This is a genomic window from Pseudomonas siliginis (assembly GCF_019145195.1).
GTDB classification, from domain to species: Bacteria; Pseudomonadota; Gammaproteobacteria; order Pseudomonadales; family Pseudomonadaceae; genus Aquipseudomonas; species Aquipseudomonas siliginis.
The window spans coordinates 266,903-282,163 of record NZ_JAHSTW010000011.1 but is presented as its reverse complement, the minus strand read 5'-3'; the positions used below and the strand labels follow the sequence as shown (position 1 = coordinate 282,163).

The window sequence follows — 15,261 nt, the reverse complement described above, 5'->3', positions numbered from 1 at the left end:
CGGGTCTGTGCCCGAGACCAAAAGTTATTGAAGAACGAAATAATCGTAGCGCATCGACACGGTGGTCTCGAACGGCTCGGCCTGCTCGATCACCGCCGCACGACGCTCGGCACTGGCACGCCAGCCGTGAGGCGTCATCGCCAACAGGTTGGCGCGGTCCTCGGGCTTGTCCAGGGTCAGCTTGAATTCCAGGGTTTCGCTGTGCGCCAAAACCATGCCTTCTGGCACCAGGGCCAGATGCTTGTCGTCGGTGTACTCGCGCACTTCGTCGTACAGGCGTTCGCGCAATTCCATCAGATGGCCGCGGGTCGGGCCGACCTTCATCAGACCGCCGCCGGCGCTGAGCAGACGCTTGGCTTCCTCCCAGTCCAACGGACTGAAGACGCTGGCGAGAAACTGGCAACTGCCTGACGCCAATGGCACGCGGGCCATGCTGGCGATCAACCAGGTAATCGCCGGATTGCGCTTGCAGGCACGTTTGACAGCTTCGCGGGAAATGTCCAGTGCATAGCCATCCGCATTGGGCAACGCTTCGGCGATTTGCGCGGTGTAGTAACCCTCGCCACAACCGATGTCGACCCAGCGCTCCGGCGCATAGCTGGCCGCGAGTTCAGCCAGACGCTTGGCCACTGGCGCGTAATGCCCGGCGTTGAGGAAATCACGCCGCGCCTCGACCATCGCTTGATTGTCGCCCGGGTCGCGGCTGTTCTTGTGCTGCACCGGCAACAGGTTCAGATAACCCTGACGCGCACGGTCAAACCGATGCCCGGCGGGGCAGACCACGCCGTTCTCTACCGCATTGAGCGGCTCACTGCAGATCGGGCACGCGAGCATCAGGCGAGCAACTTGATCAGGGTCTGGTAATAGATTTCCGTCAGCACATCGAGATCCGCCGCCAGCACGCGCTCGTTGACCTGGTGAATGGTCGCGTTGACCGGGCCAAGTTCAACCACTTGCGTGCCCATGGTCGCGATGAAGCGGCCATCGGAGGTGCCGCCGCTGGTCGACGCCTTGGTCTCGCGACCGGTGATGTCCTTGATGCTCGACGATACCGCATCGAGCAGCGCGCCCGGTTCGGTGAGGAACGGCAGGCCGGACAGTGCCCAGTCGATGTGCCAGTCCAGACCATGCTTGTCGAGAATATCGGCCACACGCTTCTGCAGGCCTTCGACGGTCGATTCGGTGGAAAAACGGAAGTTGAACACAGCCACCAGATCACCGGGAATCACGTTGGTCGCGCCGGTTCCGGAATTGAGGTTGGAAATCTGGAAACTGGTCGGCGGGAAGAAATCGTTGCCGTGGTCCCAGTGCTCGGCGGCCAGCTCTGCCAGCGCCGGAGCGGCGAGGTGGATCGGGTTCTTCGCCAGATGCGGGTAGGCCACGTGGCCCTGCACGCCTTTGACCGTCAGTTTGGCGCCGAGGGAACCGCGACGGCCGTTTTTCACCACATCGCCGACCAGGGTGGTGCTCGACGGCTCGCCAACGATGCACCAGTCCAGACGCTCGTTGCGCGCGACCAGACGTTCGACCACAGCCTTGGTGCCGTGATGCGCCGGGCCTTCTTCATCGCTGGTGATCAGGAACGCGACCTTGCCTTTATGGTTCGGGTAATCGGCGACAAAGCGTTCAGCGGCGACGGTCATCGATGCCAGGCTGCCTTTCATGTCTGCCGCGCCACGACCGCAAAGCATGCCATGTTCGTCGATCACGGCATTGAACGGATCGATCTGCCATGCGGTAACCGGACCGGTCGGCACCACGTCGGTGTGACCGGCGAAGCACAGCACCGGGCCGTCGTTGTTGCCGTGAGTGGCCCAGAAGTTATCCACATCTTCGATGCGCATCGGCTCCAGGGTGAAACCGGCATCGCCCAGGCGCTGCATCATCTGCTTCTGGCAGTCGGCATCGACCGGGGTCACGGAAGGACGGCGGATCAGGTCGATGGCCAGTTGAAGGGTCGGCGATAGGTCGGCGTGGGCCGTCATGGAAAACTCCGGGATCATGGGGTATGAGCTTGGGCTTCTAATGTGGGAGCGAGCCTGCTCGCGAAAGCGGTCTACCAGGCACCTTAAAGGTTGAATGTTACAACGCCTTCGCGAGCAGGCTCGCGCCCACAAGGGACAGGGGTGGTCAGTCAGACCGGTTATCACGCCAAGCCCCGCAAAATGGCGGTTATCTTAAAGCAAAACGGCGACCATTGGCCGCCGTTTAGTGCTGCGTTGCGGATTTAGACGACCGGTGCCGGCTCAGCCTTGGCCACAGGTTTGGGCAGCGACGACAGGAACGCCATGATCAGTGCCGCCAGGTACGGCAGCGACTGCACCAGCAGCATGGTTACCCAGAAGCGCATGTCATTGCTCGGAATGCCCTGCACCAGGAAAATCCCCAGCGCCGCGCCCCACAGCAACAGCATGATGAACAGCTCCTCGCGAGCCTCGCTGATCGCCACCCAGAAACCGTGGTTGTCGGCGTTTTTCGGCGTGCGGAAGAACGGAATGCTGCTGGTGAAGAAACCGTACAGCACCGCTTTGGCGATGGTGTGCGACAACGCCAGCCCGGCCAGCGCCGCGCAGAACGCATCTTTCAGATTCACGCCGACGGCGCGGCGGTAGAGGAAGATGATCTTGCCGACCTTGAACACGAACAGCGCCAGCGGCGGGATCGCGAAAATCAGCAACGGCGGATCGACCCGTTGCGGCACGATGATCATCGCCGCCGACCATAGCAGCGCGCCAACGGTGAAGAAGATGTTCATGCCATCGGCGACCCACGGCAGCCAACCGGCGAGGAAGTGATAACGCTGACCGCGAGTCAGTTCGGTGTCCTTGCCGCGCAGCAGGCTGCGGGTGTGGCGCTTGATGATCTGGATCGCGCCATAGGCCCAGCGGAAACGCTGTTTCTTGAAGTCGATGAAGGTATCCGGCATCAGGCCCTTGCCGTAGCTGTCGTGGTAATACGCCGCCGACAGGCCTTTCTCGAACACGCGCAAACCGAGTTCGGCGTCTTCACAGATGCACCAGTCAGCCCAGCCCAATTCTTCCAGCACGGAACGGCGGGTCATGGTCATGGTGCCGTGCTGAATGATCGCGTCACGGTCGTTGCGGGTGACCATGCCGATATGGAAGAAGCCTTTGTATTCGGCGTAGCACAGCTTTTTGAAGGTGCTTTCGTTCTGGTCGCGATAATCCTGCGGCGACTGCACCACGGCGATTTTCGGGTCGGCGAAGTGCGGCACCATGTGCTTGAGCCAGTTCGGGTGCACACAGTAATCGGAGTCGATCACCGCAATGACTTCGGCGTCCTTGGCGGTGTGCGGGATCAGATAATTCAGCGCGCCGCCCTTGAAACCGGCCAGCGGCGAAACGTGGAAGAACTTGAAGCGCGGGCCGAGGGTTGCGCAGTAATCGCGCACCGGTTCCCACACCGCCGGATCCTTGGTGTTGTTGTCGATGATCAAGACTTCGAAGTCTGGATAATCGAGCGCGGCCAAGGCATCGAGGGTCTGTTTGACCATCTCTGGCGGCTCGTTGTAGCAGGGCACGTGGATCGACACTTTCGGCCGGTAGTCGGAATCGCCGAGCACCGGCAGGAATTCCCGACGGCGTTTGTGAATCCACACCGCTTCGGCCAGTTCATGGGCCTCGGTGAGCAGGACGATGAATACCCCGAGCGCACCGAGCGCCAGGAGAAATCCGACCGTTAGGCTGAACCACGTGCTGTATTGCTGGCTGTAGTCGTAACCGATGTACACCAGCACCGAACCGCAGAGGAACGCGATAAACGTCAGGAACGTGCGACCGCGCTGGCGCAGCGCCGAGCCGTCGATCATCAGCAGGGTCAGCGACAGCAGCGCCAGCACCACCGAGCCGATGGCCAGTACGCGCCATTGCGGAATCGCCACCACCGGGCCTTCGAAATTGAATTTCTGCTGGCGCGCGGCGTTGAACACGCCCCAGTAGGCGCCGACCGAACCTTCATCGCTGGCCTTCCACGGCTGATCGAACGCTTCGATCACGAAGTAGTTGAAGCCCTGGCGATTGAGCTTGTTGACCAGCGTGCGCAGATAAATTGCCTGATCGGCCGGCGAGGCATCGGCGCCACCGCGCATGCGACCGTTGCTCGGCCAGCCGACCTCGGACAGCAGCAGCGGTTTTTTCGGAAAGAGTTTTTTCAGATCGCGGGCGCGGTCGAAGACGAACTGGCCGGCCTTGTCCACCGGAATGAATTCCCAGTAGGGCAGGACGTGGGCGGCGATCAGGTCAACGTGCTTGGCCAGTTGCGGGTATTTCTCCCAGATGTGCCATTGCTCGGAAGTCGTCACCGGTACTTTTACCGCAGCGCGCACCCGATCCAGCAGAACGATCAGGGCTTCCGGGGTGATTTCTTCACGAAACAGCGCCTCGTTGCCGACCACCACGCGCACGACGCTGCGCGAGGTGTTGGCCAGTTCGATGGCTTTGGTGATTTCCCGTTCGTTGCGTTCCTGGTCCGGGCTGATCCAGATACCGAGGGTGACACGCAGGCCGAATTCTTCAGCCAGTTTCGGGATGTCTCCCAACGAACCGTCGACCGAATAGATACGAATGTTGTCGGTCAGCTTGCTCATGATTTCCAGGTCACGGCGCATTTCATCGTCAGACGGATACTGATCCTTCTGTGGGAATTGCCCCTGCTGGAATGGCGAATACGAGAAGCCGGAGATTTGCTGCGGCCAGTTCGGCGCCGTGACCGGGCGATTGACCAGCGCCCAGAAACCGGTGAACAAGGCAGCGATGGCCAGCACCACCACCAGGTTGAGTCCAAATTTACGCGATGACATAGCTGTTTCGGGTTCCAAAGGCTGTGGAACGAAGGATCGGTCGGATAGACGCCCGAGGGGCGCGCATCCTACACCGGCGGTTAACCAGTCGTACAACTGACGGGAAAATGCCTGACATTGGGCAGCCGTCTCTGACTTAAGTTCTTACACTTGTCGCTTGCAGCTTAAAACTTGTCGCTGCGTAGCCCTATAATGCGCGCCGGTTTTTGGGGTAATGGTCATGAGTACAGAAGATCCGCGGTTTGCAGGCATCGCCCGTTTGTATGGCATCGAGGGCCTGGAACGCTTGCGCGCCGCCCATGTGGCGATCGTCGGCGTCGGTGGCGTCGGTTCCTGGGCGGCGGAAGCCATGGCCCGTTGCGGAGTTGGGGAGATCTCGCTGTTCGACCTTGATGACGTCTGCGTCAGTAATGCCAACCGTCAGTTGCACGCCTTGGACAGCACTGTCGGCAAACCCAAGGTCGAGGTGATGGCCGAGCGCCTGCGCGGGATCAACCCCGATTGCACGGTGCACGCCGTGGCCGATTTCGTCACCCGCGACACCATGGCCGAATACATCACGCCGAACATCGACTGCGTGATCGACTGCATCGATGCGGTCAATGCCAAAGCGGCGCTGATCGCCTGGTGCAAACGCCGCAAGATCCAGATCATCACCACCGGCGGCGCGGGCGGGCAGATTGACCCGACGCTGATTCAGGTTTGCGACCTGAACCGCACCTTCAACGATCCGCTGGCTTCGAAAGTGCGCTCGACCTTGCGTCGTGACTACGGCTTTTCCCGCACCGTGACCCGTCACTACAGCGTGCCGTGCGTGTTTTCCACCGAACAGCTGCGCTACCCGAAACCGGATGGCAGCATTTGTCTGCAGAAGAGTTTTGTCGGCGATGGCGTGAAGCTCGACTGCGCCGGCGGATTTGGCGCGGTGATGATGGTCACGGCGACATTTGGTATGGTCGCGGCGACCAAGGCTGTGGACAAGATTGTGGCGGGGGTGCGGCGCCCTTCGGACCGAGTAAAACCTCAGGTTTGAACGGTGAGGCTGATGACCTCATCGCTGGCAAGCCAGCTCCCACAGGTATTGGGTAAGTTCAGTGCATCTATGAACACCACCGAACCCTGTGGGAGCTGGCTTGCCAGCGATGGCGATTAACCGGCCAACTCATTCATCCGCTGGAGCACCGCATTCAAGCCATTACTGCGCGAAGGCGACAGCTGCCGCGACAGTCCCAGCTGATTGAACCACTCCGGCAAATCCACCTGCTGCAACTCAGTCGCCGACAAGCCGTCGACCCGCAACAGCAGCAACGCCACCAACCCGCGAATCATCCGCGCATCGCTGCTTGCCTTGAACTGCCAGTGCCCGTCGCGCAAATCCCCGACCAGCCACACCTGACTCTCACAGCCATGCACCCGGTTGGCCTCGCACTTTTGCGCGTCATCCAGCACCGGCAAGCGATCGCCAAACTGCATCAGCAGCCGCGCCCGCTGTTCCCAGCCCGCCGCAGTCTGAAACGTCTGCAGCGCTTCGGCCGCCTCCACCGGCAGGCTCATCGCAACATCTCCAGCGCCTGATCCAGCGCCTCGAAAAAGCGCTCCAGATCTTCCGAGTCGTTATACAGCGCCAGCGACACGCGAATCGCGCCGGCCAGTTCGAAGCTTTTCATCAGCGGCATGGCGCAGTGATGCCCCGCGCGTACGGCAATGCCTTGTTCGGTGAGCAGATGCGCCAGATCGGCGTTGTGCACGCCTTCGACGACAAAACTGGCCAGCGCCAGTTGCGGCTTACCGAGCAGGCGAATGCCGTTGCGGGCGGCGAGGCCGCGCAACAGGTAGTCGTGCAGCGCCGCTTCATGGGCAGATACGGCGTCCTGATCCAAACCGGCCAAGTAGTCGAGGGTCGCTCCGAGGCCGATGACACTGGCGATCGGCGGTGTGCCTGCCTCGAACCCCAACGGCGCCGGGCGGAAGCGCGAATCCTGATAGTTGGCGTCGAGCACCATCTCGCCGCCGAACTGCCAATGCTGCAATTGCTCCAGCGCAGCGTTGCGCCCGAACAGCACGCCCAGACCATCCGGGCCGTAGAGCTTGTGGCTGGAAAACACATAAAAGTCGCAACCCAGCGCCTGCACGTCATGCCGGCCATGCACCACGCCTTGCGCGCCATCGACCACGGTCAGCGCGTTCTGCGCCTTGGCCATGCCGAGCAAAGCGGTCAGTGGCTGCCAGGCGCCGAGCACATTGGACAACTGGCTGACCGCCAGCAAACGCGTGCGCGGGCCGATCAGATGCACGGCAGCGGCGAGGTCGATCAGGCCGTCGGCATCCAGCGGCAGGATCACCAGTTTCAGGTTGCGGCGTTGCGCCAGTTGCTGCCACGGCAACAGGTTGGCGTGATGCTCCAGAGCGCTGATGACAATCTCATCGCCCGGCTCGAACAAATGTTCAAGACCGTAAGCCAGCAGATTCAAGGCACTGGTGGCGCCGTGGGTGAAAATTATCTGCCCGCTGTCACCGGCATTCAGCCACTGGCCAACCTTGCGCCGGCTGTCTTCGAACGCTTGTGTCGCGTGAGCACCCGGCAGGTGTTGCGCACGATGCACATTGGCCGCGCCGTTGGCGTAGTAATGCGTCAGTGCGTCGAGCAGGGCCTGGGGTTTTTGCGTGGTGGCGGCGTTGTCCAGATAGGTCTGGTCTTGCCGTTGCAGGGCGGCGATAGCCGGGAAATCGGCGCGCCAGGGGGAGGGGATCATCATGGGTTCAGCCCTGTGAAATTGGGCGGGATGTACGCCAAACCTGTAGGAGTGAGCCTGCTCGCGAAAGCGTCATTGAGGACGCCAGAAGTTTCGCGAGCAGACTCGCTCCCACAGGCCTACAGCGCTTAGTTGTGAGCGTGCAGCGCTTCGTTCAGTTCGATCGCCGATTTGTGGGTCTTGCATTCCACTGCACCGGTTTCCGAATTGCGACGGAACAGCAGATCAGTCTGACCAGCCAGCTCACGCGCCTTCACAACCTTGACCAGATTGTTGTGCTCGTCCAGCAGCGCAACCTTGGTGCCGGCGGTCACGTACAGGCCCGATTCCACAGTGTTGCGGTCGCCCAGCGGAATACCGATACCGGCGTTGGCGCCGATCAGGCAGCCTTCGCCGACCTTGATCACGATGTTGCCGCCGCCCGACAGGGTACCCATGGTCGAGCAACCGCCGCCCAGGTCCGAACCCTTGCCGACGAATACGCCAGCGGAAACGCGTCCTTCGATCATGCCCGGGCCTTCGGTGCCGGCGTTGAAGTTGATGAAACCTTCGTGCATGACGGTGGTGCCTTCGCCGACGTAAGCGCCCAGACGCAGACGTGCAGCATCAGCGATACGCACGCCGGCCGGTACCACGTAGTCGGTCATTTTCGGGAACTTGTCCACCGAGAACACTTCCAGCAGCTCGCCGCGCAGGCGCGCTTCGAGTTGCATTTCCGCCAGTTCGCTCAGGTCGATCGCGCCCTGGCTGGTCCACGCCACGTTCGGCAGCAGCGGGAAGATACCGGCCAGGCTCACGCCGTGCGGCTTGACCAGACGGTGCGAGAGCAGATGCAGCTTGAGGTAGGCCTCAGGCGTGGAGGTCAGTTGCGCGTCTTCGGCCAGCAGCGTGGCGACCAGCGGCTTGTGGCTTTCAGCCAGGCGGGTCAGCAGCTTGCCTTGCACGGCGTCGATGCCTTTCACGGCTTCAGCCAGTTGCGCAGCCTGGGCGGTGGTGAAGGTGATGGCCTGGTTGCCTTCGGTGTAACCGAGGATCGGCGCAACAGCCGCGACCAGTTCGGCCGAAGGATTGAGCAGTGGCTGTGCGTAGAACACTTCCAGCCATGCGCCTTGACGGTTCTGGGTGCCGACACCAAAGGCGATGCTGAACAGGGAATTGGACATGTGAATACCTCTACAAAGAGTGACGGGCTGCTTACTTCAGAGCGGCCGCGTAGATATCTGGCTTGAAGCCAATCAGGGTTCGGTCACCGAGATCGAGCACCGGGCGCTTGATCATCGAGGGTTGCGCGAGCATCAGTTCGATGGCTTTCGCTTGGTCGAGATCGGCTTTGCGTTCGTCATCGAGTTTGCGAAAGGTCGTGCCGGCGCGGTTCAACACGGTTTGCCAGCCGTGCTCGTCGCACCATTGGCTCAGGTGCTCACGGTCAATGCCGGCGGTCTTGTAATCGTGAAAGTCATAGCTGACAGCGTGTTCATCGAGCCAGGTGCGCGCCTTTTTCATGGTGTCGCAGGCTTTGATGCCGAAAAGGTGCAACGTTTTACTTGAAACGGCCAAGGAATCGCCCCCTTTACAGGTGCTGGAAAAAAATGGTGACGGATTATGCCATGACCGGACGGTTTCGTCGGCCACGGTTGTCGTAACGCTGTAAAACCTGTGGGAGCGAGCCTGCTCGCGAAGAGGCCACATCAATCAATATCTCTGTGTGCTGAACGACCGCTTTCGCGAGCAGGCTCGCTCCCACAAGGGGGTCGCGTTCCGGTCGTGCGACATAGGTGCAACGGTCAGCCACAGCCTAAGGCGCTAATATGGCAGTTCAACGCTGTCGATCGCCTGAGATTTTCGTTTTATGCAAACTGCTTACACCGTCCTGATCCTGCTGATGCTGGTCAGCGTCTCGCGCCTGGTCGGGCGGGTTATCCCGCTGCCATTGCCGCTGGTGCAAATCGCCGCCGGTGCCTTGCTCGCCTGGCCGACCCTGGGGCTGCACGTCGCCCTCGACCCGGAATTGTTCCTGTTTCTGTTCCTGCCGCCGTTGTTGTTTTCCGATGGCTGGCGCATGCCCAAACGCGCCTTTTGGCAATTGCGTGGACCGATCCTGACCCTGGCCGTCGGCCTTGTTCTGTTCACCGTGGTCGGTGCCGGTTATTTCATTCATTGGCTGTTGCCAACTATTCCGCTGCCAGTGGCCTTCGCCCTTGCCGCGGTTTTGTCACCGACGGACGCCGTGGCGGTTTCAGCGATTTCGCAGAACCGTCTCCCCACGCCGCTGATGCACATCCTCCAGGGCGAGGCGCTGATGAATGACGCCTCAGGCCTGGTGACCTTCAAATTCGCCCTCGCTGCAGCGATCACGGGCGTGTTTTCGCTGACCAATGCCAGTCTGACCTTCGTCGCGGTGGCCCTCGGTGGCCTGGCTGTGGGTGTAGCGTTGAGCTGGCTGGTCGGGCGTCTGCGAGCGTGGATGATCGCCCGGGGCTGGGACGATCCGGCCACTCACGTGGTGTTCATGTTGCTGCTGCCGTTCGCCGCTTATGTACTGGCCGAACGTTTGGGCGCTTCAGGGATTCTCTCGGCGGTGGCGGCGGGGATGATGCAAAGCTGGCTCGACCTGCTGCCGCGCCAGACCAGCACGCGATTGCTTAATCGCAGCGTCTGGGCGCTGCTCGAATTTGCGTTCAATGGCTTGATCTTCCTGCTGCTGGGCCTGCAATTGCCAGACATCATCAAGGCTGTGGTCAGCCATGAGCCGACGCTGTGGCCGACGTTGTTCTATCGCTGCCTCGATGTATTGGCGATTTTCGTCGCGCTGGTGCTGCTGCGGTTCATCTGGGTGCAGAGCATCTGGCGCTTGTCGGTGTTGCTGCGCCGACTGCGCGGCAAGGGCGAGCTGACCCAAGTGCCGACGGCGCGTTCATGCTGGTTGCTGACGGTGGGCGGTGTGCGCGGGGCGGTGACGCTGGCAGGCGTGATGTCGGTGCCGATGCTGATCGGCGCCGAGGCTTTTCCTGAACGCGACTTACTGATCTTCATTGCTGCCGGGGTGATTCTGCTGTCGCTGGTCTCGGCCTGTATCGCGCTGCCCTTGCTGCTGCGCGGCATCGACAAAAGTCCCGACGACAAGCGTCGTCAGGAAGTGCGCGACGCCTGGCGCAAGACGGCCGAAGCGGCGATTCACTCGCTGGAAAGCGAAGAAGTGGTCCCACAGGATGCCGCTCAAGCAGCGCTGGCAGCGGAGCTCAAGGCGCGGATCATGTCCGAATATCGCCATCAACTTGATGTGTTCAATGATTCTGCCGAGGCTCAGGCGCTGGCATTCCAGATGGATCTGCTTGAGCGTCGCCTGCGTTTGAAAGCGCTGCGCGCGCAACGCCTGGAACTCTACAGCCTCAGTCGTCAGCACCAGATCGGTGATGACGTGTTGCGAGAAGTGCTCGGGGAACTGGATTTGAGCGAGGCCAATCTGGGCCAGGTCAAATAGCCGGTTGAGCGCTTGCAGCAGGGGGCTGCCGCAAGCGCTCCGTGATCACTTCTGGCGGGTGATGAAGTCACGAATCCGTTCGGCGGCTTCGACGCATTCCGCCAGCGGCGCAACCAGTGCCATACGCACACGGCCGGCGCCAGGATTGACGCCATCGACATCGCGAGACAGATACGAGCCCGGCACCACGGTCACGTGCTCCTGTTCGAACAGATCGCGGCAGAACGCCGCATCATCGCCCTGCACATTCGGCCACAGATAGAAGCTGCCATCCGGGCGCTGCACGTCCATCACCGGGCCGAGGGTCTCCAGCACCGCATCGAATTTCTCCCGGTACAGCGCACGGTTGGCGCGCACATGCACTTCGTCATTCCACGCGGCAACGCTGGCCAGTTGAGTCTGTACCGGCATCGCGCAGCCGTGGTAAGTGCGATAGAGCAGGAAACCCTTGAGGATGTCGGCATCGCCGGCAACGAAGCCTGAGCGCAGGCCTGGCAGGTTGGAGCGCTTGGACAGGCTATGAAAGACCACGCAGCGCTTGAAGTCATTGCGGCCCAGTTCGACGCAGGCGCTGAGCAGGCCCGGCGGCGGCGTCTGTTCATCGAAGTACAGTTCGCTGTAGCACTCGTCGGCGGCAATCACGAAGTCGTACTGATCAGCCAGGGCGATCAGCTTCTTCAGGGTCTCAACCGGAATCAGCGCGCCGGTCGGATTGCCCGGCGAGCACAGGAACAGAATCTGGCAGCGCTGCCAGATGTCTGGCGAAACGGCGTCGAAGTCCGGGTTGAAGCCGTTTTCATCTAGGCACGGCAGGTAATGCGGCTTGGCCCCGGCGAGAAACGCCGCGCCTTCGTAGATCTGATAGAACGGGTTGGGGCTGACCACCAGCGCATCGTCACCACGATTGACCACGGTCTGGGTAAAGGCGAACAGCGCTTCACGGGTGCCGTTGACCGGCAGCACGTTGCGCGCCGGATCGATCCAGCCGTTCGGCACACCAAAACGACGCTCGCACCAGCCGGCGATGGCTTCGCGCAGGGCCGGAATGCCGAGGGTAGTCGGGTACACCGCCATCTGATCCAGATTGTTCGCCAGCGCTTCGGCGACAAAACTCGGCGAACGGTGTTTCGGCTCGCCGATCGACAGGGCGATCGGGCGTTTGTCCGGGTTCGGCGTAACGCTGCCGAGCAGGGCGCGGAGCTTTTCGAACGGGTACGGCTGGAGCTGGTTCAGAGCGTTGTTCATTGGGGCCTCTTTTAAATGCTCAAGAGCTTTCTGTGGCGAGGGGCTTTATCCCCGTTGGGCTGCGCAGCGGCCCCAAAACCATCACTGCGGTTCAACTGAATGTCCGCATACACAGGTTTTACGACTGCTTCGCAGCCGAACGGGGATAAATCCCCTCGCCACAGGGGATTGTATGTACCGGAGGAAAGCATGGGCTGCATTCACAGGGATAAACGGGTGATTCAGATACTGATTCGCGAAAGTTTGATATCCGGTTCCTGATTGACGCTCAGTTGTTCGACGATCGCATCTTGCAGACGGCTGCACAGCAGCGGATCGGACAGCGGCTGGTTGTGCGCGTCGGTGATGAAGAACACGTCTTCCACGCGCTCGCCCAGGGTCGCAATCTTGGCGTTCTGCAGCGACAGGTCGAACTCGAGGAAAATCCCTCCGACCCGCGCCAGCAGGCCCGGCCGGTCAGGCGCGGTCAGCTCCAGCACGGTCACTGGACGTTGGGCGTCGTTGTGGATCGTTACTTGCGGGGCGAAGGCGAAGTGTTTGAGCTGGCGCGGCACACGGCGCTGGATGATCGTTGGGTAGTCGTCCGGGTTGCGCAGCGCTTCGGTCAGGCCTTCGCGGATCTGCTTGATCCGCGCCGGGTTGTCGCCGATCGATTCGCCTTCGTTGTCGAGCACGATGTAGGTGTCGAGGGTGAACTGGCTGCTTGAGGTGATGACCCGGGCGTCGTGAATGTTCAGGTTGAGCTGGTCCATCGCCGCCACGGTCACGGCGAAGAAGTCGTGCTGGTCCGGTGCATAAATGAAGATCTGCGTGCCGCCCTCGAACTCGCGCTGGGTGGTTTCCTTGATCAGCACCAGCGGCCCGCCATCCACCGGTTGCTGCAGGATCGCATCGCTGTGCCAGGCGACGTCGCCGGCGGTGTGGCGCAGGAAATAGTCATCGCCCAATTGCGCCCACAGCTGCTCGACGTCGTCCGGGTCGGTGCCGCCGCGCACCAGAATGTCCAGCGCGGCGCTCTGCGTCTGGCGGATCTGCTCTTCGCGATCCACCGGGTTTTCCAGGCCCCGGCGCAGGGCTCGTTTGGTCTCGGTGTAGAGCTGGCGCAACAGGCTGGCGCGCCATGAATTCCACAGCGTCGGATTGGTCGCGTTGATGTCGGCCACGGTCAGCACATAGAGATAGTCGAGGCGTGTTTCGTCGCCGACCGCCTGGGCGAAATCGTGGATCACCTGCGGGTCGGACAGATCCTTGCGCTGCGCAGTGGTGGACATCACCAGGTGGTTCTGCACCAGCCAGACGATCAGGCGGCTGTCCCACACCGGCAACTGATGGCGCTGGCAGAACGCCTCGGCATCGACCGCGCCAATCTCCGAGTGATCGCCATGCCGGCCCTTGCCGATGTCGTGATACAGACCGGCCATGTAGATCAGCTCAGGTTTGGGCAGCTTGGCCATGAGCTTGGCGGCCAGCGGAAATTTCTCCGAGACCTGGGTGTACTGCAGTTTGCGCAGGTGCTTGATCAGGTTCAGCGTGTGCGCATCGACCGTATAGATGTGGAACAGGTCGTGCTGCATCTGCCCGACGATAAAACCGAACTCCGGCAGATAACGGCCGAGAATGCCGTAACGGTTCATCCGCCGCAGATTGCGGTGGATACCGATCTTGCATTTGAACAGCTCGATGAACAGGCTGGTGTTGCGGATATCGTTACGGAAGCTGTCATCGATCAGATGACGATGTTCGCGCAGCAGACGAATGGTGTCGGCGCGCACGCCTTTGATTTCCGGCTGTTGGGCCATCAGCACGAAAATTTCCAGCATGGCGAACGGCGTGCGGCGGAACACATTGTCATTGCGCGCCTCGATGTAGCCGTCATGCAGCTGGAATCGCGAATTGATCGGTTGCGGCGGCGCTTCATCTTCCGGGGCGAGGATGACTTCCTCGAAGTGCTGGATGATCAGATCGCTCAGTTGGGCGATGCTCATCACGGTGCGGAAGTACTGCTGCATGAAGTTTTCGACCGCCTGTTTGGCGTCGTCTCCTTCAAAGCCGAGCAGGCCGGCAATGGTGCGTTGATGATCGAACAGCAAGCGGTCTTCGGAGCGGCCGGCGAGCATGTGCAAGGCATAGCGCACTTTCCACAGAAATTCCTGGGAGGAGGCGAGCAGGGCATTTTCGCTTTCGACCAGAAAACCTTCGCCGGCGAGGGCGCGCAGGTTCAGGGTGCCGTACTGTCTGCGGGCGACCCAGAGGATTGTCTGAATGTCACGCAGACCGCCGGGCGAGCCTTTGACGTTGGGTTCGAGGTTGTATTCGGTGTCGTTGTATTTGTGATGACGAGCCTTCTGCTCGGCTCGCTTGGCCAGGAAGAACTCCTTGGCCGGCCACATGTGCGCGGTGCTGGTGACGTCGAGCATGCGCTGGCGCAGACGCTCGGGGCCGCAGATAGTCCGGCTTTCCATCAGGTTGGTGACCACCGTCAGGTCGGCGCGGGCCTCTTCGGCACACTCATCGACCGAGCGCACGCTCTGGCCGACTTCCAGACCGATGTCCCACAACAGCGTCAGAAAACGCTCGATGGAGTCGCGGAAAACTTCGTGGTCAGCGCTGTCGAGCAGGATCAGCAGATCAATGTCGGAATAGGGATGCAGCTCGCCGCGGCCGTAGCCGCCCACTGCCACCAGAGCGATGTCGGCGTCTTCGCTCCAGTTGAACTGCTCCCAGGCCTTTTGCAGGATGTTGTCGACAAACCAGGCGCGGTCTTCGATCAGGCGGCGGATATCGCGGCCCTTGCGAAAACGCGTGTCGAGAACCTCGCGGGCCTGGCGGATCGCCTTCTTGAACGCCGCGATCGGACTCGCTTTAAGGGCCAGTTCAGCCTGGAACTGGCCGCGGTCGAAGAGTTCGGGATCCACCTGCGGCATCGATTGGCTTTCCTTCTATAGGCTGGGAGCGTTCTGGGT

The 15,261-nt window shown here is 61.3% G+C and carries 11 protein-coding genes; 2 read left to right on the top strand and 9 right to left on the bottom strand.

Features of this window, described 5'->3' with window-relative positions:
* Positions 1-24: 24 nt before the first annotated feature.
* The 3 genes from KVG87_RS22420 to KVG87_RS22410 form a co-directional block, all read right to left on the bottom strand.
* Complete coding sequence (locus KVG87_RS22420; RefSeq protein ID WP_217852635.1) at positions 25-834, bottom strand: putative RNA methyltransferase; 810 nt, start codon at positions 832-834, stop codon at positions 25-27.
* The gene (gene dapE / locus KVG87_RS22415; protein WP_016771486.1) at positions 834-1,985 is read right to left on the bottom strand and encodes a succinyl-diaminopimelate desuccinylase; all 1,152 of its coding nucleotides are present in this window, start codon (positions 1,983-1,985) and stop codon (positions 834-836) included. Before dapE ends, KVG87_RS22420 begins: the two co-directional genes overlap by 1 nt.
* A gap of 242 nt (positions 1,986-2,227) precedes the next feature.
* Positions 2,228-4,819: a glycosyltransferase gene (locus tag KVG87_RS22410; RefSeq protein WP_056783195.1), complete on the bottom strand. Its 2,592-nt coding sequence runs from the start codon at positions 4,817-4,819 to the stop codon at positions 2,228-2,230.
* A 214-nt stretch (positions 4,820-5,033) separates the two neighbouring features.
* Between KVG87_RS22410 and tcdA the strand changes: the two genes are divergently transcribed.
* Positions 5,034-5,852 carry a tRNA cyclic N6-threonylcarbamoyladenosine(37) synthase TcdA gene (gene tcdA / locus KVG87_RS22405; RefSeq protein ID WP_150743265.1) on the top strand — a complete coding sequence of 273 codons (819 nt, stop codon included), beginning with the start codon at positions 5,034-5,036 and terminating at the stop codon, positions 5,850-5,852.
* Positions 5,853-5,968: 116 nt separating this feature from the next.
* On the opposite strand, the gene KVG87_RS22400 is transcribed toward tcdA, so the two are convergent.
* The 4 genes from KVG87_RS22400 to KVG87_RS22385 form a co-directional block, all read right to left on the bottom strand.
* Positions 5,969-6,373 (bottom strand): SufE family protein, encoded by a 405-nt coding sequence (locus tag KVG87_RS22400; protein WP_217852633.1) that lies wholly within the window; start codon positions 6,371-6,373, stop codon positions 5,969-5,971.
* Complete coding sequence (locus KVG87_RS22395; RefSeq protein ID WP_217852631.1) at positions 6,370-7,575, bottom strand: aminotransferase class V-fold PLP-dependent enzyme; 1,206 nt, start codon at positions 7,573-7,575, stop codon at positions 6,370-6,372. The genes KVG87_RS22400 and KVG87_RS22395 overlap by 4 nt, the downstream gene beginning before the upstream one ends.
* A gap of 125 nt (positions 7,576-7,700) precedes the next feature.
* Entirely contained in the window at positions 7,701-8,735 is a 1,035-nt protein-coding gene (dapD, locus tag KVG87_RS22390; protein WP_003222105.1) for a 2,3,4,5-tetrahydropyridine-2,6-dicarboxylate N-succinyltransferase, read from the bottom strand.
* Between the two features lie 31 nt (positions 8,736-8,766).
* Positions 8,767-9,129: an ArsC family reductase gene (locus tag KVG87_RS22385; RefSeq protein ID WP_110600145.1), complete on the bottom strand. Its 363-nt coding sequence runs from the start codon at positions 9,127-9,129 to the stop codon at positions 8,767-8,769.
* 292 nt (positions 9,130-9,421) lie between these two features.
* On the opposite strand from KVG87_RS22385, the gene KVG87_RS22380 reads away from it, so the two are divergent.
* Entirely contained in the window at positions 9,422-11,053 is a 1,632-nt protein-coding gene (locus tag KVG87_RS22380) for a Na+/H+ antiporter (protein WP_056783200.1), read from the top strand.
* 45 nt (positions 11,054-11,098) lie between these two features.
* Here the strand turns inward: KVG87_RS22380 and dapC are convergent, their stop codons facing one another.
* Positions 11,099-12,298, bottom strand: coding sequence for a succinyldiaminopimelate transaminase (gene dapC / locus KVG87_RS22375; protein ID WP_217852629.1), 1,200 nt, complete (start codon positions 12,296-12,298; stop codon positions 11,099-11,101).
* Positions 12,299-12,519: 221 nt separating this feature from the next.
* On the bottom strand, positions 12,520-15,222 hold the full coding sequence (locus KVG87_RS22370) for a [protein-PII] uridylyltransferase (RefSeq protein WP_095180486.1): 2,703 nt from the start codon (positions 15,220-15,222) through the stop codon (positions 12,520-12,522).
* Between the last annotated feature and the right edge of the window lie 39 nt (positions 15,223-15,261).